The sequence below is a fragment of the Maribacter sp. genome, assembly GCA_020629415.1.
Classification (GTDB): Bacteria; Bacteroidota; Bacteroidia; order Flavobacteriales; family Flavobacteriaceae; genus Maribacter; species Maribacter huludaoensis.
Genome location: JAHDDL010000001.1, coordinates 123699 through 141442, shown reverse-complemented (window position 1 = coordinate 141442; position 17744 = coordinate 123699). Strand labels below are relative to the sequence as shown.

Annotated in this window: 14 protein-coding genes; 6 read left to right on the top strand and 8 right to left on the bottom strand. The window is 35.6% G+C overall.

Translation table 11 applies throughout. The features are described from left to right. Together QZ657_RS00675 and QZ657_RS00670 are read right to left on the bottom strand one after the other, a co-directional pair. Positions 1 to 2088: a TonB-dependent receptor family protein gene (locus QZ657_RS00675; protein WP_291964312.1), complete on the bottom strand. Its 2088-nt coding sequence runs from the start codon at positions 2086 to 2088 to the stop codon at positions 1 to 3. 26 nt (positions 2089 to 2114) lie between these two features. After that, positions 2115 to 2639, bottom strand: a complete 525-nt coding sequence (locus QZ657_RS00670; RefSeq protein WP_276470838.1) for a DUF3575 domain-containing protein — start codon at positions 2637 to 2639, stop codon at positions 2115 to 2117. A gap of 115 nt (positions 2640 to 2754) precedes the next feature. Here QZ657_RS00670 and QZ657_RS00665 point away from each other — a divergent pair, with 115 nt between their 5' ends. Together QZ657_RS00665 and QZ657_RS00660 are read left to right on the top strand one after the other, a co-directional pair. Beyond that, a complete protein-coding gene (locus tag QZ657_RS00665; protein ID WP_276470839.1) occupies positions 2755 to 3519 on the top strand; it encodes an exodeoxyribonuclease III in 765 nt (254 codons plus the stop codon). 69 nt (positions 3520 to 3588) lie between these two features. Beyond that, positions 3589 to 4629: an aldo/keto reductase gene (locus QZ657_RS00660; protein ID WP_291964309.1), complete on the top strand. Its 1041-nt coding sequence runs from the start codon at positions 3589 to 3591 to the stop codon at positions 4627 to 4629. A 104-nt stretch (positions 4630 to 4733) separates the two neighbouring features. Here QZ657_RS00660 and radA read toward each other — a convergent pair whose 3' ends face one another. The 6 genes from radA to panC all read right to left on the bottom strand — a co-directional run bounded on the left by radA (position 4734) and on the right by panC (position 9748). Continuing rightward, positions 4734 to 6095 carry a DNA repair protein RadA gene (gene radA, locus QZ657_RS00655; RefSeq protein ID WP_291964307.1) on the bottom strand — a complete coding sequence of 454 codons (1362 nt, stop codon included), beginning with the start codon at positions 6093 to 6095 and terminating at the stop codon, positions 4734 to 4736. Between the two features lie 74 nt (positions 6096 to 6169). Then, positions 6170 to 6340, bottom strand: coding sequence for a hypothetical protein (locus tag QZ657_RS00650; RefSeq protein WP_276470842.1), 171 nt, complete (start codon positions 6338 to 6340; stop codon positions 6170 to 6172). A gap of 54 nt (positions 6341 to 6394) precedes the next feature. After that, positions 6395 to 7537, bottom strand: coding sequence for an alpha/beta hydrolase (locus QZ657_RS00645; RefSeq protein ID WP_276470843.1), 1143 nt, complete (start codon positions 7535 to 7537; stop codon positions 6395 to 6397). Positions 7538 to 7563: 26 nt separating this feature from the next. Further along, positions 7564 to 8529 (bottom strand): lysylphosphatidylglycerol synthase transmembrane domain-containing protein, encoded by a 966-nt coding sequence (locus QZ657_RS00640; RefSeq protein ID WP_291961451.1) that lies wholly within the window; start codon positions 8527 to 8529, stop codon positions 7564 to 7566. Between the two features lie 2 nt (positions 8530 to 8531). After that, entirely contained in the window at positions 8532 to 8882 is a 351-nt protein-coding gene (panD, locus tag QZ657_RS00635; RefSeq protein WP_276470845.1) for an aspartate 1-decarboxylase, read from the bottom strand. An 8-nt stretch (positions 8883 to 8890) separates the two neighbouring features. Next, positions 8891 to 9748 carry a pantoate--beta-alanine ligase gene (panC, locus tag QZ657_RS00630; protein ID WP_291964306.1) on the bottom strand — a complete coding sequence of 286 codons (858 nt, stop codon included), beginning with the start codon at positions 9746 to 9748 and terminating at the stop codon, positions 8891 to 8893. A gap of 90 nt (positions 9749 to 9838) precedes the next feature. Between panC and QZ657_RS00625 the strand changes: the two genes are divergently transcribed. The 4 genes from QZ657_RS00625 (at position 9839) to QZ657_RS00610 (ending at position 17643) form a co-directional block, all read left to right on the top strand. After that, positions 9839 to 10648, top strand: a complete 810-nt coding sequence (locus QZ657_RS00625) for a glycogen/starch synthase (protein ID WP_291961455.1) — start codon at positions 9839 to 9841, stop codon at positions 10646 to 10648. Positions 10649 to 10653: 5 nt separating this feature from the next. Continuing rightward, the gene (locus QZ657_RS00620; protein WP_291964304.1) at positions 10654 to 12588 is read left to right on the top strand and encodes a DUF4270 domain-containing protein; all 1935 of its coding nucleotides are present in this window, start codon (positions 10654 to 10656) and stop codon (positions 12586 to 12588) included. A 154-nt stretch (positions 12589 to 12742) separates the two neighbouring features. After that, positions 12743 to 14587, top strand: a complete 1845-nt coding sequence (gene glmS, locus QZ657_RS00615) for a glutamine--fructose-6-phosphate transaminase (isomerizing) (RefSeq protein ID WP_291964302.1) — start codon at positions 12743 to 12745, stop codon at positions 14585 to 14587. 272 nt (positions 14588 to 14859) lie between these two features. Then, positions 14860 to 17643: a TonB-dependent receptor gene (locus QZ657_RS00610; protein ID WP_276470850.1), complete on the top strand. Its 2784-nt coding sequence runs from the start codon at positions 14860 to 14862 to the stop codon at positions 17641 to 17643. The last annotated feature ends 101 nt before the right edge of the window (positions 17644 to 17744 follow it).

The window sequence follows — 17744 nt, the reverse complement described above, 5'->3', positions numbered from 1 at the left end:
TTAAAGGGTGTAATTCAGCTTTACACCACCATAATAGTTGATATTGTTCCCAGGGTAGAAATACCTTGGGGCATTTCCACCAAATCCTGTAGCGTTAATTAATACGGACTGTGCGTACTTTTTATTAGTAAGGTTATTGATGCCAAAATCTAAACCTAAACGTAGTTTTTCTGTTATTTGTTTTTTATACCCTGCCTTTATATTTAATAAATTGAAAGAGTCGCTATAAAGGGAATTCGAATCTGTCAACGGTATTTCATCTACAAATTGATGGGTGATATTTGCAAACAGCCCATTTCTAAAATTAGTTTGAATCCCTGAGTTTACTTTGTTTTTTGGAACTCCTGTTAAAGCATTTTCAGAATAGTCTTCATCAGCTTCCTCATCTGTGAAATCAATAAATTTATGGTTGCTGTAGGTATAGCTTATAAATGGTGAAATCGTTATTTTATTGGTTAAGTTGATGCGGTAGCTCCAATCTAAATCAATACCCTGATGTTTGGTTTTACCTGCATTACGTCCAATATATTGGTTGTCTCCAACACGTTTGGCAACTAATAGGTTTTTAATGGGCATAATGTAGGCGGCCACTTCTAATTTTAGTCTGTTGTCTTTACTTCTATGCTGAATATCGATCTCGTAGTTGGTTCCGGTCTCTTGAGCAATATCAGGATTTATGATTCCGTCAGGGGTTAATGTTTCCTCTAATCTGGGGTTTGAAAATCCACGGCTAACATTTGCGTAAAGTTGATTAGTTGAAGTGATAGCGTAATTAATGTCCAGACTTGGTAAGAAGAGCGTATTAAAATCTCTATTGGCACTTGTATTATTTTGAGCTGTGTTAAATAAATCTCTAAAGTCGTATTGCGTTTTATTGATATTCAATCCTAGCTGGGCTGTAAATTTGTTCGTAAAGGAATAAGTTGCCGTGGCAAAACCATTAATTTGATTTCTAAATTCTTTATTTTGAGATAGTCTATCGCCTTGTAAACTTCCGTTACCGTTATTATCTCGGTACAGGTTTTCAAATGTTCCCCAAGAATATTCATCTTTATAAAGTTCAGCCCCAAAAGTGTATTTAAAAACATTGTCTGATATAAGTACATTTCCGGTAAATAATGTTCTAATACCGTACCCATTTGTAAATTCATCTAGTATGTTAAAAGGTGCCGGCTCATAATGATCTAAGTAGGTGTAAAATAAGCTGGTTGTATTTTTTAATTTAGAACTTGCACGGTAAGTGTGGGAAAGGCCAAAAAGACTATAGTTGTTATCTTCATATCCTTTTGCGGAGCCCCATGTAAATGCCGCCTGTGTAGGGTCTTCGTTAAAATCTTCTTGGTTTAAAGAGCTAGCTATTTGTGCAGAATAATCAATATGGTTTACTAATAGCCCAATTTCACTTTTCTCTGAAATTTTGAAAATGGTGTTCAAAAGAAATCCGTCACGTTCAAATCTGTTATTGTCGCGGTATCCATCTATTTCCATATGGCCATATTGAAAGGTCATGTAAAAATCTTTTTGCGCGTGTGTAAATCCTAAACTGTTTTTAAACAATCCGTAAGATCCTATAGTAGTATTGTTGCTAAACTTGGTAGGTTGGTCACTTAATTGTTTCGTGTTCAAAATAATAGCTCCACCCAAATTAGTTCCAAAACCAGTACCTTTTGGACCTTTAATTACTTCAATTGACGTAAGGTTTTCAAGATCGAATGCTTCAATGGTTGAAGATCCGGTTCCGTTGGTAATAGGAATATTATTATAATAAAGTCTTAATTTATCCGTACCGAATAAAGTTCTTGAGCCTACACCTCGTATGGTTATTCTATTAGTATTCAGAGCTCCGGATAAGGCGTAAAGACCGGATATTTGGTTAATGGAGCTAATAAAATCTACGGGACTATAATTGGCAAATGTAGTGGTGCCAATAGTTTGTGACGGTATAATGCCAATAGCATTTTTAGCTGTTAGCGTATCTACGACAATAACTTCGTTTAATCGTGTAACGCTATCGTTTTTTACATTGTTTTGTGCAAAGAAACTTAAGCTAAATAATGTAGTTAGTACTAAAGAAAGTATTGTTTTCATAAATGGTCGAGCCTAAAAAATAGCTATTAAAAGCGATAGCCTAAAGATAAACCGGCCCTGAACATAAAGTCATCTTGAAAATCTTCTGGATTAATATTTCTGCCCAGGCCACCATTTAATTCAATGGTAAATTTTTGACTTCTTGTTGCCCATTTATAACCACCTCCAAGACCAAGTGCTACGGTAGAGTAATCATAATTTCTACTTCCTAAATTAGCGGTATCTTCATCATCATCTTCACCGGTATAGTATAGCCCGAATACTTCGGCAAATAGACCGCTTTTTGGTCCGTAGCCAAAATAAGCTCTTAAGTTTGGACCTATCCCAAAATTGCCATTATAATCGGTAGACTTTCCATCAAAATAAAGGGTGCCACCAATACTGGTGTCTTCGTTAATATAATACTCATACCCTAATTCAACAGTGGTAGTTACTAAAAACTGGCCAATGTTCAATTTTACTTCATGGCTATTTTCATCGTTGTAATAGGCTTGTGAAAAACTAGAAGTTGTTACGAATACCAAAAAAAGCAAAAAAATAAACTTGTTCATAAGATGCGTTTTAAAGTGCAAATATTGTTTTAAAGCTGTGAAATTATGATTTTAATAGAAAGTATGCACCTTAAATGGTCAACTCTTTTTTATTTTTAAGCCAAAACGAGAATAGATGAAAATCATATCCTATAATGTAAATGGAATAAGGGCGGCGTTGAAAAAAGGTTTTTTAGAATGGTTAAGTACGGTGTCGCCAGATGTTGTTTGCTTGCAGGAAATTAAAGCACAGGAGGATCAGTTGGATCTTTCGTTATTTGAAGAGGCAGGTTATAAGTACAATTATTGGTATAGCGCACAAAAGAAAGGCTATAGTGGAGTAGCAATACTTTCTAGGTCTAAGCCAGATAACGTAGTATTTGGTACCGGTATAGATTATATGGATTTTGAGGGAAGAAATATTCGTGCAGATTTTGGCGATATTTCAATAATGAGCATGTATTTGCCTTCTGGCACAAATATGGAGCGTTTAGATTTTAAACTTACGTATATGGCAGATTTTCAGGATTATGCCAATGAACTTAAAAAGACCAATCCTAATTTAATTGTTCTTGGTGATTATAACATTTGTCATGAGGCTATTGATATACATAATCCCGTAGGACTAAAGAATGTTTCCGGATTTTTACCGGTAGAAAGAGAATGGATCGGAGATTTTATAAAAAGCGGATTCATAGATAGCTTTAGGGAGTTTAATGCTGAACCTGATAATTATACGTGGTGGAGCTATAGGGCCAATGCTAGAAATAATAATAAGGGCTGGCGATTAGATTATGCCATGGTCTCTACCACATTGAAGGAAAGGTTGTCTAGGTCCGTAATTTTATCTGAAGCAAGGCACAGTGATCATTGTCCTATTTTAATAGAGGTAGAGAGTTAACGAAATGGATACAATAACCCTGATTATATTTAGTAATTTTGCGTTTAAAGATTGCAAATTTTAAGCTAAATGATTTATACCAAATTACCACATACGGATATTGAAGTAAGTAAAATATGCTTGGGAACAATGACCTGGGGAAATCAAAACACAGAAGAAGAAGGTCATGAACAAATAAATTACGCCATAGATAAAGGGGTTAACTTTTTAGATACGGCAGAGCTTTATCCTGTTCCTGCACATAAGGATAGATATGCGGCTACCGAGAAAGTCATTGGTAATTGGTTTAAGAAAAATGGTAATAGGGAAGAAATTATTTTGGCTTCTAAAATTGCGGGCAAAGCAGATATGACGAAGTTTATCCGTACTACCGGATTTACCAGAGAGTCTATTATCGATGCCGTAGAAGGTAGTTTGCAGCGGTTGCAAACAGACTATATAGATCTATATCAGCTTCATTGGCCGGATAGGAGTACCAATTATTTTGGTAAAAGAGGGTATAAGCATGACATATCTGACCATTGGGAGGATAATATCCATCAGGTTTTAGAAACCATGCGCGATTTAATTCGCGAAGGTAAAATTAAGCACGTAGGTATATCTAACGAAACTCCTTGGGGTACTATGCGGTTTTTGGAAGAAAGTAAAGTGCACGGAACATTGCCTAGAACCATAACAGTTCAGAATCCATATAGTCTGCTCAATAGGTTGTTTGAGGTGGGTATGGCAGAAATTTCAATGAGAGAGCAAATAGGCTTATTGGCCTATTCGCCAATGGGTTTTGGTGCTTTAAGTGGAAAGTATTTAGGCGATAGAATGCCAGAAGGTTCTCGTTTAAGTCTGTTTCCTCAATATAATAGGTATATAGGCGATACGGCTGTAGAGGCAACGAAAAAATATTATGATTTGGCACAGTCCCAAGGTCTTACATTGGCACAAATGGCATTGGCATTTGTAAATACAAGACCATTTGTAACAAGTACTATAATAGGGGCTACAAATTTAAGGCAGCTAGAAGAGAATATTGGAAGTATAGACGTTGCATTATCTGACGATGTACTTAAAGAAATAGAAGCTATACATAATATAATACCTAACCCTGCACCATAAATGGAAAGTCTGGTATTTTTAAAGGTCGGTTTTGGACAAATAGTCCTAATACTAGTTGTAATAGTGGTTATAATGGTATTGGCCAGAATAATGAGAGATAAGCGTTAACCGAATAAATTTCCGGTTACCTCCTCTATTTTAGATGCCATCAAAATTTTAATTTTGGTCGATTTTAGACCTATTTTATTGCTTTTGGATATAATGATAGTGTCGTAACCCAGTTTTTCCGCTTCTAGAATTCGCTGCTCTACACGTTGCACTGGTCTAATTTCACCGGCAAGCCCAACTTCCGCTGCAAAACAAATACCCTTGTCAATAGGTATATCTTCATTACTGGACAAAATTGCGGCAATTACCGCCAAATCAATAGCAGGGTCATCTACGGAAATGCCTCCGGTTATATTCAAGAAGACATCTTTGGCGCCTAGTTTAAAACCTGCACGTTTTTCCAAAACCGCCAATAACATATTTAATCTTTTTGCATTATAACCTGTGGTAGAGCGTTGAGGTGTTCCATAGACAGCTGTACTGACCAATGCTTGAATTTCTATGAGCAAAGGGCGCATACCTTCTACCGTTGATGCTATAGCTGTGCCACTGAGCGCATCATCATTTTTCGAAATCAATACTTCAGATGGATTATTGACTTCCCTAAGACCGCTACCTTGCATTTCATAAATACCAAGTTCTGCAGTTGATCCAAATCTATTTTTTAAAGATCTAAGTATGCGGTACACATAATTACGGTCACCTTCAAATTGTAGAACGGTGTCTACCATATGTTCCAAAATCTTTGGACCGGCAATAGAGCCGTCTTTGGTGATATGCCCAATAAGAATTACGGGTGTGTTGGTTTCCTTTGCAAATTTTATAAGTTCGGTCGTGCATTCCCGAATTTGAGAAATACTACCTGCAGCAGATTCAATATAATCAGAGTGGAGTGTTTGTATAGAATCAATGACCACAATATCCGGTTCTGTAGCTGCAATTTGTTTAAAGATGTTCTGTGTTTTTGTTTCCGTAAGAATAAAGCAAGTTTCGCTACTAGGGTGAATTCTATCGGCACGCATTTTAATTTGTTTTTGGCTTTCTTCACCAGAAACGTAAAGCGTTTTGTATGGCAGTTTTAATGCAATTTGAAGTAGTAATGTACTTTTGCCCACACCAGGTTCCCCGCCCAGCAAAACTAACGCCCCAGGTACAAGACCACCGCCAAGAACTCTGTTAAATTCAAGGTCAAAAGTATTTAGGCGCACTTCTTTCTCAATGCTAATTTCGTTTACCAAAAGAGGTTTTGAAATTCTTTTGGCTGTTTGTGGTGAGGTTTTCCAACTGGTTTTTTCTTCTTTTTGAACCACCTCTTCAACAACGGTGTTCCATTGTTTGCACGCAGAACACTGTCCTACCCATTTAGCATATTGAGTACCACAGTTTTGACAAAAAAATGCAGTTTTAGTTTTGGCCATCCTTAGCTTTTATCAATGAAAGCTAAAGGTAGCAAGAAGTTTGAAATGATATGGTTTTAGAAAGAAATTATGGTTTAATTTTCACCAGATTTCTCTTTTTTAAAAGCACTAAAGGCGAGGAAAAAAGATGCCCACGCCATAAATAGGGCAATACCATTATAGGCTAAATTGAATTCTCCTTTTAAGCCAAAGTAAGTAAAAAGCACTCCGGAGAACACGAAGTACATTGCGTCAATTTTAATCATAATTAAGTAGGTTGGGCTAATTTGGGACTAGCCGTTTATTTAATATAATAATCTTTAAAAACCGAAATCGGCTTTCAGTGCATCCATTTTTTCAAGGGCCATTTCTTTAGTTAAAAAATCTATTTCTTCCATTTGAAAAGACTTTTCAAATGTTCTTAGGGCTTTCTTGGGTTCGCCAAGTTGTTCATAGTACTCAGCTTCAAAATAAAAACCCAACATTGTTTCTGGATATTCTTTTTTGCAAAGGTCAGATAGAGGTTTTAACGACTCAAAATCTTCTTTCTTTCTAGATGCCGCGTAAATTGCCATAATATCGTTTAATTCAACCGGCTTGCTAAAACCGAACATATCTACAATACCTTGGTATTTATTTTCTAAATAGTCGTAAACCGGCTCTTCGCTAGTTAATATTTGAGTTTTGTATTCCTTTGGGCTAATAGGTTTGAACATGCCAAAGATATTATCGAACGCTTTTCCAATGCCATAGGTAGCAACAGAAATATGATCCGCATTAGAATACTCATCAAAGAAATAGTGTAAAGATTCTTTACTGACGGCTTTAAGGTCTTTGTCCATTGCTAAAATTCGCTGCTTGTCATTGCTGGCTTCACCTTCAACAATTAGCTGATAGAATATTTGGTCTTCAATGACACCCAAACGCATGGGTACCCTACTTTCCATTTCCGGGGCAAGAGTAGGTGAAATACTAACATAACCATCAAAAATAGAATTGTCTTTGAACAACCAATAATTCATAAAGTTGGCGGTGATATCATAACCCACAATCATTTTAAAAGGTGCTGTGCTGTAATTAAGATCTAGGTAAGGAATAAGTTCCATACCAATAAATTCATAAAAACTTTTTCCTTTTTCAGATGGCAGACCGTTATCTGGGTCAAATGCACAATCTTCATATCTTAGGTCATTTTCACTTTGGTTAATGCCAACTACTATACTTTCTGGCATTCCATGAAATCTACTGTAGAATTTAGAATTTGCCACAACTTGCTCAAAAAGATATTCACCATCAAGTACAATGATCAACGGATACTTTTTGGTTTCATCCATATTCTCTGGAAAGTAGTAATTTACATCTCTTCGTTCTTGAAGTTTAAACGATTCAAAAATTTCTTGTGTCACTTGTGCATAGGAGGTTATCCCAAATAAAAGTGCGAATAATAAAGATATATAACGCATAAAAGGCAATTGTTGGTTGAAATGAACTACTTACTACTGTTCAATAACGGTAATAAAAGAAAAGATATTGCACCAAAAACAACTATCATAAGAGTCTGGGCTATCCATATTATCCATCCAAAGGCATCACCCGATACTGCACTGATACCAAAGATGGCAAGAGCGCTACTTACGGCAATGGGATAAAGACCTATGCCACCGTTGGTGGTTGCCATGGCAAAAGCCCCGGCCACAAAGGCTACCAAGAGTTGGCTTAGGGTAAGTGATATGGTTTCTGGAACGGTAAATTTTATAATCCAAAGCATACCAATGTAGCATGCCCAAATGAATAGGGTATGAAAAATGAACATCCATTTATTTTTCATTTTAAAAATACTGAACACCCCATCAAGAAGACCCTTTACAAACGTCTTTATTTTTTGGGCAAATGCGTTTTTAGATTTTTTAATGAAGAAAATAAAAGCAAAGAACAAAGCTATTCCACCTAGTGCAAGAAATATGAGTCCGGTTGCATTAAAACCACGTTCTTGTAGAATACCCATAATGACATCTGTTTGTAATAAAAATGCAATTGTTACTACAATGAGCAACATAATAACATCAATTACCCTTTCTGTTACTATGGTACCAAAACCTTTTTCAAAAGGTACATTTTCATAGGTAGTAAGTGCGGTAGCTCTTAGTATTTCACCAGTTCTTGGTATGCCTAGATTGGCAAAGTATGAAGTTAGTATTATTAAAATATTATTAGTGAGTTTTGGTTTGTACCCCAATGGTTCTAGTAGATAATTCCATCTTACCGCTCTAGAAATGTGACCTAAAATACCTAAAAGAATAGAAAGTGAAACGTAGAGCGGATTGGCTTCTTTTATGTAAAAAATTATTTGCTTTCTATTCTCAGGAGTGGTTGAATGGTAAGAATACCAAACTAAAAAAACTCCCAATGCAATTGGGAGTATGATCTTAAGATTTTTTTTTAGTGAATTTGTCAACTTTAGGTCAAAAGATTGTTTTCTTCATTAGGGAAAACCAATGAAGGATTAAATTTCTTGGCATCTTCAATATCCATCCAAGTATAAGAAATTAAAATTAGAATATCGCCTACGGCTACTTTTCTTGCCGCCGCACCGTTTAATGTAATTTCTCCACTTTTTCGTGGGCCGGGAATGATATAGGTCTCTAGCCTTTCACCATTATTGTTATTGACAATTTGTACTTTTTCGCCACGAATAAAATTTGCGGCATCCATTAAATCTTCATCAATAGTAATACTGCCAACATAATTAAGATCGGCACCGGTAACTTTTACACGATGTATTTTTGATTTAACTACTTCTATTTGCATATCTTAATTTAATTTAGGGCTATGTTGTCTATTAGCCTTACGTCTTCAACATAAACGGCAATAAATGCCCTGTATTTTACATTTTTTATTTTATTCTGTACCGGGGTCAAAGTTTCAACATCAGTAATGTCAAAATATTCCAATTCAAAATCATCAACTTTTTTGAACTCATTAATAACCCATTCCTTAACTGCTATTGCATTTTCCATGCCAAATTTAACTTTGGCAGTTTTTAAGGTTTTGTAAATAAATGCAGCTTTTTGTCGAATGTTTTTGCTTAACCTTTCGTTTCTTGAGCTCATTGCCAGACCGTGGTCTTCCCTAATAATCTCACAACCTATTATTTCTACGGGAATGTTCTGTATTTCGGTAAGTTTTTGAATGATGCGTAGTTGTTGAAAATCCTTCTCGCCAAAATAGGCCCTTGTTGGTTGTACGATATTTAGAAGTTCTTCAACTATAGTGCCTACACCGTTAAAATGATCATCTCTAAATTCACCTTCCATAACCTTGTCAAGACCTTCAAAATCAAAAATTTTTGGAATGACCGTATTAGGATAAATTTCGTCTACATCTGGTGCAAAAACGATAATCTTATCTGAAATACTGGATATTAACTCAATATCGGAATCCAGAGTTTTTGGGTATTTGTCTAAATCCTCTTTGTTGTTAAACTGTGTTGGGTTGACAAAAATGCTGACTACTACATTAGGGTTTTGTTGAACCGCTTTTTTAATGAGCGATGCGTGCCCTTGGTGAAGCGCCCCCATAGTAGGTACAAGACCTAGGTCTTGTTTATGGCTTAATTTATTAAGTTCTTCTGTTAGCTTGGTTTTGGTCTTTATTACCGGCATTGAAAAGTTCATTAGCAAGCAAACTTACTATAATTACTGCTAATCTCTATATTTTTTGTAATTTTGCAATTGCGTTTCAGTGAAAAATAAAATATAACCTTTATGAATGGTAAAAAGATATTATTTGTATCTTCTGAATTAGTTCCTTACTTACCCGAAAACGAAGTTTCCCTAATGTCTTATGAAACCCCTAGAATGGTCAACAGCAATGGTGGTCAAATTAGGATTTTCATGCCTAGATATGGGAATATCAATGAGAGAAGGCATCAATTACACGAGGTAATTAGACTTTCAGGTATGAACCTGGTCATTAATGATATGGATATGCCATTGATCATTAAGGTAGCATCTATTCCAAAAGAAAGAATCCAAGTTTACTTTATCGATAACGAAGAGTACTTTAAGCGTAAAGCTACATTTACGGATAAACAAGGAAATCTTTTTCCGGATAACGATCAGCGTGCCATATTCTTTGCAAAGGGTGTTATGGAGACGGTTAAGAAATTAAACTGGTCACCGGATATCATTCATGTTCATGGTTGGATGGCAAGTTTATTACCATTGTATTTGAAAAAGTACTACTCAGATGAGCCACTTTTTGCGGACAGTAAAATAGTATTATCGGTTTACGGTAAAACTTTTGAAGGTTCTTTGGATAAGGATATGGTAAAGAGAATTTCTTTTGACGGTATACCGGAGGAGGAGATAGCATCATTGGGTGACCCAACTTATAATAATTTGTTAAAGGTAGCGGTTGATTATTCTGATGCCGTTATTTTAGCTTCTGAAGATATTCCGGCAGAATTGGAAGATCATATTACCAACCAAGAAAAACCAGTGTTGTCATATGTACCTGTTCAAGAGTTTGAAGAGGCGTATGCTAATTTTTATAACACCGAAGTTTTAAAATAATCTGAATGAATTTTATTGCTAAGTCCGTTATCCCTAAGTTTTTAGGGTTGTTATTGATATTGGGTCTTTTGGTTTCTTGTGAGCAAGATTTAACTACTGTTGGTTCAGGTGTTGTTGGTAATGAGCCTTTTACAACAGGTAAAGAGGTATATGATGTTTTTGCTTTTAATAAGAATATTGAGGCGGTTCAAACAAATAAATTGAACATATATCAGTTAGGTGTCTATAACGATCCGGTATTTGGTAGAACAGAGGCTTCAATTACTTCACAGATATTTTTAAGCACTATAAATCCATCCTTTGGGGCTTTTTCTCAAGCAAAGGAAAATCTTACCGGTACAGCCGATGAGTCTATTACTACTATTCAAGAAAACGAAAAGGTAAAAGAGGTGTATTTATATATTCCTTATTTAACAAGTAGCGGTTCTTTGGATAGCGATGGTGACGGTGTAATAGATGTATATGATAAAGTTCCTGACAGTGATAATGATAATGATGGTGACGGAGTGTTGAATTCTGTAGAGACGGCGTCCAATACAGATCCTCGTGATGAAACCAGTGTTGATGCTGATAGGGATGGCATCAATGATAATAATGGGAAGACCATATTCGCCAATAATTTTGCGGAAAAGGTAGCGTTGGATAGTATTTATATTGATGGTGTTAATTATGACAATGTAGCTAAATCACCGCTTCCTGCTTTTAATCTTAAAGTTGAGCGTTCTACTTTCTTTTTAAGCGATTTAGATCCAAATACCAGTTTTCAAGAATCGCAGCAATATTATTCTGATGAGGTTTTCTCGCCAGATTTTGTTACAGGTACTCCATTGTTTCAGGGAGATGTAGAAATAATCGATGAGGAATTTTTAATTCAGAATGAAGACGATGAATCTACAGAAGATGTAAATGAAGCGGAAACGAACACAAAATTACAACCAGGTATTAGGGTAAAATTGAATAATGAGTTTTTTCAAACTAATATTTTGGACAAGGAAGGGAGTTCTGAATTAATTAGCCAAGCTAACTTTACTGAATTTATAAGAGGGCTTCATTTATCGGTTCAAGAAAGCAGTGCAAATGATGTTTTTTTAATGCTAGATTTAAGCGCTGCCAATATTACCATGACCTATACTTACACAAGTTATGATACCAATGGTACTTCTGATGATGTTAGCGATGATAACCCGAACAATACATTAGAAAAAGATTTCGTGTTTACGCTATTGTCAAGAAGTACTACAGGGGTTATTTCTGGTAATGCCGTCAATACAATTATTACAGAAAATTATGGTCCTCAGATTTTAGATGTTTTGGATAATGGTGAAAATTCATCTAGAATATATTTAAAAGGCGGTCCTGGCACATATGCTGAAATAAATTTGTTTGAAGAAGGTGGTGGCGAGGAAATTATAGAGCAGATTAAAAGTGAGAATTGGGTTATCAATGAAGCTAATTTGGTATTTTATATAGATAGAGATCAGTTGGATGCCGCAGGTAGTACCTTAGAGCCCCCAAGATTATTTTTATACAATACCGAAAACAAAATTCCATTAATAGATATTGCAACTGACCCAGCATCACCGCAAACCGGTATTCCTGATTTGTTCGGGTTTTACCCTAATTATGACGGTATCATTCAAAAAACTAATGATAAAGGGGTAAAGTATTCGGTAAAAATTACGGATCACATCAATGATATTATTTTAAGAGATTCTACAAATGCTACTTTAGGGCTTACACTTGCAACAAATATTCAAAATTGGAATATTGCAGATGCTAAAGTCTCTGACCCGGAAATAGTTGATGGTATTGAAAGGCTACCTATAACTTCCACGTTAACCCCGCTAAGTACAATTTTGTTTGGTGGTAATATTAATGCTACGGATCCTAATTTTGACAAAAGGTTGAAATTGGAAATATCTTATACAAAGGCACAATAAGTAATAGCGTGGTGGTTTTTGTTATTTATCAAGTTGTTCACATACCACTTCTTTAATATTAGCGTTGTATAACCTAAATGGCATAAATCTTGAAGTTTATTCTTTGAACTAACTAAGAGGTTTCAAGTTAAATTTTTCAAATAGAAATAGAAATATGTGCGGAATTGTTGGTTACATAGGTCATAGGGAGGCATTTCCTATCGTTATAAAAGGACTTCAAAGATTGGAATACCGTGGTTATGATAGTGCAGGTATTGCACTTTATGATGGTAATCAAATCAATCTATCTAAAACAAAAGGTAAGGTAGAAGACTTAAAGAATAAAGCTAAAGAAATATCTCAGGCGGGTAGTATTGGTATTGGTCATACACGTTGGGCAACCCATGGTGTGCCAAATGATGTTAATTCCCATCCACATTACTCAAACTTAGGTAATCTTGTTATTATACATAATGGTATTATTGAAAATTATGAGGCTATTAAGCAAGAATTGACCAAACGTGGGTATACGTTTCAATCGGATACGGATACCGAGGTTTTGATCAATTTGATTGAAGAGGTTAAGAAAACGGAAAACGTTAAGCTTGGCAAGGCTGTTCAAATTGCATTGAATCAAGTAGTAGGGGCATATGCAATCGCCGTATTTGATAAAGAAAAGCCAGATGAAATTGTGGTAGCCAAATTAGGTAGTCCTTTGGCTATAGGTATAGGTGAAGGTGAATTTTTTATAGCTTCAGATGCTTCTCCTTTTATTGAGTTTACCAATAATGCCGTTTATCTTGAAGATGAAGAAATGGCAATTATTAGATTGGGTAAAGAAATTAAGCTTAGAAAAATTAAGGATGATGCAGTTGCTTATCCAAGAATTTTGGAGCTTCAAATGAACCTTGAGGAAATTGAGAAAGGTGGTTACGATCACTTTATGTTGAAAGAGATCTATGAGCAGCCTAGGGCAATTAAGGATACATATAGAGGTCGTTTGCTTGCTGATCAAGGTTTAATAAGAATGGCGGGAATTGACCTTAACATGGAAAAATTCTTGAATGCAAATAGAATTATAATAGTAGCGTGCGGTACTTCATGGCATGCCGGTCTAGTTGCTGAATACATTTTTGAAGATTTGGCAAGAATTCCGGTTGAGGTAGAATACGCATCGGAATTTAGATATAGAAATCCTGTTATTACAGATAAGGACGTACTAATTGCAATTTCACAATCTGGTGAAACTGCGGATACTTTGGCAGCTATTAAATTGGCGAAAGAAAAAGGAGCTTTCGTATTTGGTGTTTGTAACGTTGTGGGTTCTTCTATTGCTAGGGAAACAGATGCAGGTGCATATACCCATGCCGGACCAGAAATAGGAGTGGCTTCTACAAAAGCGTTTACTACCCAGATTACGGTTCTTACTTTAATGGCTTTAAAATTGGCCAAGGCAAAGGGTTCATTCTCTGAAACAAAATATCGAGAGTTTTTATCTGAATTGGAAACTATACCAAGTAAAGTAGAAAAATCCTTAGAATCAAATGCACTTATAGAAATTATCGCAGATGTTTATAAAGAGTCTACTAATTGCCTTTATTTAGGAAGAGGATATAATTTTCCCGTTGCTTTAGAGGGAGCTTTAAAGTTAAAGGAAATAAGTTATATTCATGCAGAAGGGTATCCTGCGGCAGAAATGAAACATGGACCTATTGCATTAATAGATGAACAAATGCCTGTTTTTGTTATAGCGACAAAGAAAGGACATTATGAAAAGGTGGTAAGCAACATTCAAGAAATTAAATCTAGGAAAGGTAAAATTATAGCAATCGTTACCGAAGGTGATGAGCAGGTAAAAGATTTGGCCGATCACGTGATAGAGGTTCCTGAAACTTTAGAAAGTTTAACTCCTTTGTTGACGACAATTCCTTTGCAACTACTTTCTTACCATATAGCGGTTATGAGAGGCTGTAATGTGGATCAACCAAGAAACTTGGCAAAATCGGTTACGGTAGAGTAGAAAAAAAATTTTACAGAGTTATAAAAGGGGCATGATTTATTTCATGTCCCTTTTTTTTGATTAGGGTTAAATCTCCAATTTATACGGTAATAGCTAAATTTTGATGATTGTGATATATTATGTTATTTAAAAGTTAATTACGTATATCCCAATAAATGAACAGTTTAATTATTAAAATAATACTATGCATGCATAATTTTTTTCATATTATTATTATCCATGTGAAATTATCTGTATCTTAACCCTCAACTAATTTTAAACTATTATTAAGAATGAGAGCAATACTTCTTTTAGCATTGATGATTATGGGTACTCTAGGGTATTCCCAGACCAATATCAGTGGTAATGTTGTTGATCAAAACAATGCACCTATTCCGGGTGCGAATATTGTTATTGTCGGCAAAACCATTGGAACAGTGACAGATTTTGATGGTAATTTTAATTTGGCTACATCCGAGGTGCCACCTTTTAAGATAGAGGTGTCCAGTATTGGATATACAAGTACTACGGAAAGTATTACAAGTGCCAACCAAAAAATTACAATAACCTTGAATGAATCTCAAACGTTTTTAGATGAGGTGGTAATATCTGCATCTAGAACCCCTGAGCGTATTTTTGAATCTCCTGTTACGGTAGAGCGAATTGGTATTTCTGAAATTAAGAATACAACCGCAGCCGATTTTTATGGAGGGTTAGAGAATTTGAAAGGAGTTGACGTTAATACGAACAGTTTAACGTTCAAGTCTGTAAACACTAGAGGTTTTGCTTCTTTTGCCAATACCCGTTTTATGCAACTTGTAGATGGTATGGATAACTCTACACCTGCATTGAACTTCCCTATCGGTAATTTGGTAGGTATGGTTGAGACCGATGTGTTAAGCGTAGAATTATTACCAGGAGCTTCTTCGGCACTTTATGGTGCAAATGCCTTCAACGGTATTTTGTTTATGCGCAGCAAGAGTCCCTTTGATTATGAAGGTATTAGCGTATCTGTTAAACAGGGAATTACATCTCAGAAAGCGGCGGGCGATAATTCATATACAGATTTTGGTATTAGAGCGGCACATAAATTCAGTGATAAATTTGCGGCAAAAGTTAATTTCGGTTATTTGAAAGGAACAGACTGGGCAGCTAACAACACGGATGATAAAATTACGCCAGGTGGTACACGAGATAATTTGAACTATGATGGCGTAAACGTTTATGGTGATGAGGTTTCTACAAATATTAAAGAAGTTGCCTTAACTTTAGAAGGTTTAGGTATTTTACCGGCTGGGGCAAATGCTTTGGTACCTTCGGAAATAGTTAGTAGAACCGGTTATAACGAAAGTGATCTTACCAATTATAACGCGGAAAGTATTAAGGCGGACTGGGGATTATACTACAGGCCTATTGAAGATAATAGTTTAGAGCTTTCTTATGTTGGTAAAGTGGGTACGGGTAATACAATTTATCAAGGTACCAACAGATATAATATTAAAGGTTTCTTTCAAGAGCAGCATAAGCTTGAAATCAAGAACGATAACTTTTTTCTAAGAGGTTATATGGTTGGCGATAAGTCTGGCGACTCTTATGATATGGTATTTACAGGTATCAATATTAACAGGGCTTGGAAAGATGATAATACATGGTTCGGTGAATATACCGGTACATATGTACAGGCTACTTTAGGCGGGGCTACAGATGAACAAGCTCATGCCGCAGCAAGAGCACAGGCAGAATCTGGAAGGTTTTTGCCAGGTTCACCGGAATTTCAAGCTGCGTTCAACAGAAGTGTAAACGATCCAGATCTATCTACCGGTTCTAAATTTCAAGATGCTTCAAAATATTACCATGCAGATGGTAACTATAACTTTAGTCATTTAATTGATTGGGCAGAGATTCAAGTAGGTGGGTCTTTTAGGGAATATGATCTTAATTCGTCAGGTACTATTTACACGGATTTTGATGGTCCAATTAGATATTCTGAATTTGGTATTTATTCTCAAGTTCAAAAAACACTTCCTTTTGAAGGCGAAAAGAGTTTAAAGTTAACAGGTTCTATAAGATATGATAAGTCAGAGTTGTTTGATGGTTTTTTCTCTCCTAGATTATCTGCAGGTTATACCTTAAATAGAAACCATAATATTAGGGCTTCTGCACAAACGGGCTTTAGAAATCCTACTACTCAAGATCTTTTTATTGGTTTAAATGCCGGTAGAGCTATTTTGGTGGGATCTGCTGAAGACAATTTAGATCGTTATTCAAGAGAATATGGAATTAGTGCAAGCGGGCAATTGTTAGGTCAGCCTTCTGAAGTTACACAGACAGGTGGCGCGGCATATAACAACTCTTATTCTGCAGCTTCCGTAACGGCATTAGGTGCAACTGGTGATCCAAGTGTTCTTGAAGTTGCCAATCCTGATTTGATCAAACCTGAAAAAGTGACGTCTTTTGAAATAGGGTATAGAGGTAAGGTAGATAAAGTGGTTATCGATTTTAGTACGTACTATAACAGTTATGAAGATTTTATCTCGCAGGAAGTGGTAATTTCTCCATTTTACGGGCAAGCTGGTGACGGTGGGCTATCGGTTGCGGCAATAGCTAACGGAGATTTTCAAGCTTACAGTGCTTATACCAATACAGACGCCAATGTAAATTCTTATGGTGCATCGTTAGGATTGGATGTAAAAGTATTGGGTAATTTCGATTTAGGTGGTAGTTATACGTTTACTAAGTTAGATTTTGACCGCGAGGCAAACCCAGATGTAATGTTGAATTTTAACACACCAGAGCACAAGTTCAAGGCATCTTTTGGTAACAAGGAACTGTTTGAAAATTTCGGATTTAACGTATCATATAGATTTAGCGATGATTATTTCTGGGAAGCTACTTTTGGTAACGGGGTAATTCCTGAATTCCATGTTGTAGATGCTCAAATTAATTATGATGTGCCAAGTATAAAGTCTTCTTTTAAATTGGGTGGAACAAACCTTACCAATAAAGAATATTACACGGCATTTGGTACTGGCTTTATAGGTTCTATGTACTATTTATCTTGGACAATTAACAACTAATTAAAATCAAAAGTTGAAATGAAAAACTTAAAATATTTATATATTTCTTTAGGTGTATTGGCTTTTACCGCTTGTAATGATCCTGAAGATGTAGATCTTGA

Coding starts and splice junctions, on each gene's coding strand:
- QZ657_RS00675 (WP_291964312.1), bottom strand. CDS start 2,088: ATGAAAACAATACTTTCTTTAGTACTAACTACATTATTTAGCTTAAGT.
- QZ657_RS00650 (WP_276470842.1), bottom strand. CDS start 6,340: ATGATTAAAATTGACGCAATGTACTTCGTGTTCTCCGGAGTGCTTTTT.
- QZ657_RS00665 (WP_276470839.1), top strand. CDS start 2,755: ATGAAAATCATATCCTATAATGTAAATGGAATAAGGGCGGCGTTGAAA.
- QZ657_RS00620 (WP_291964304.1), top strand. CDS start 10,654: ATGAATTTTATTGCTAAGTCCGTTATCCCTAAGTTTTTAGGGTTGTTA.
- radA (WP_291964307.1), bottom strand. CDS start 6,095: ATGGCCAAAACTAAAACTGCATTTTTTTGTCAAAACTGTGGTACTCAA.
- QZ657_RS00670 (WP_276470838.1), bottom strand. CDS start 2,639: ATGAACAAGTTTATTTTTTTGCTTTTTTTGGTATTCGTAACAACTTCT.
- panC (WP_291964306.1), bottom strand. CDS start 9,748: ATGAACTTTTCAATGCCGGTAATAAAGACCAAAACCAAGCTAACAGAA.
- QZ657_RS00645 (WP_276470843.1), bottom strand. CDS start 7,537: ATGCGTTATATATCTTTATTATTCGCACTTTTATTTGGGATAACCTCC.
- QZ657_RS00610 (WP_276470850.1), top strand. CDS start 14,860: ATGAGAGCAATACTTCTTTTAGCATTGATGATTATGGGTACTCTAGGG.
- panD (WP_276470845.1), bottom strand. CDS start 8,882: ATGCAAATAGAAGTAGTTAAATCAAAAATACATCGTGTAAAAGTTACC.
- QZ657_RS00660 (WP_291964309.1), top strand. CDS start 3,589: ATGATTTATACCAAATTACCACATACGGATATTGAAGTAAGTAAAATA.
- glmS (WP_291964302.1), top strand. CDS start 12,743: ATGTGCGGAATTGTTGGTTACATAGGTCATAGGGAGGCATTTCCTATC.
- QZ657_RS00625 (WP_291961455.1), top strand. CDS start 9,839: ATGAATGGTAAAAAGATATTATTTGTATCTTCTGAATTAGTTCCTTAC.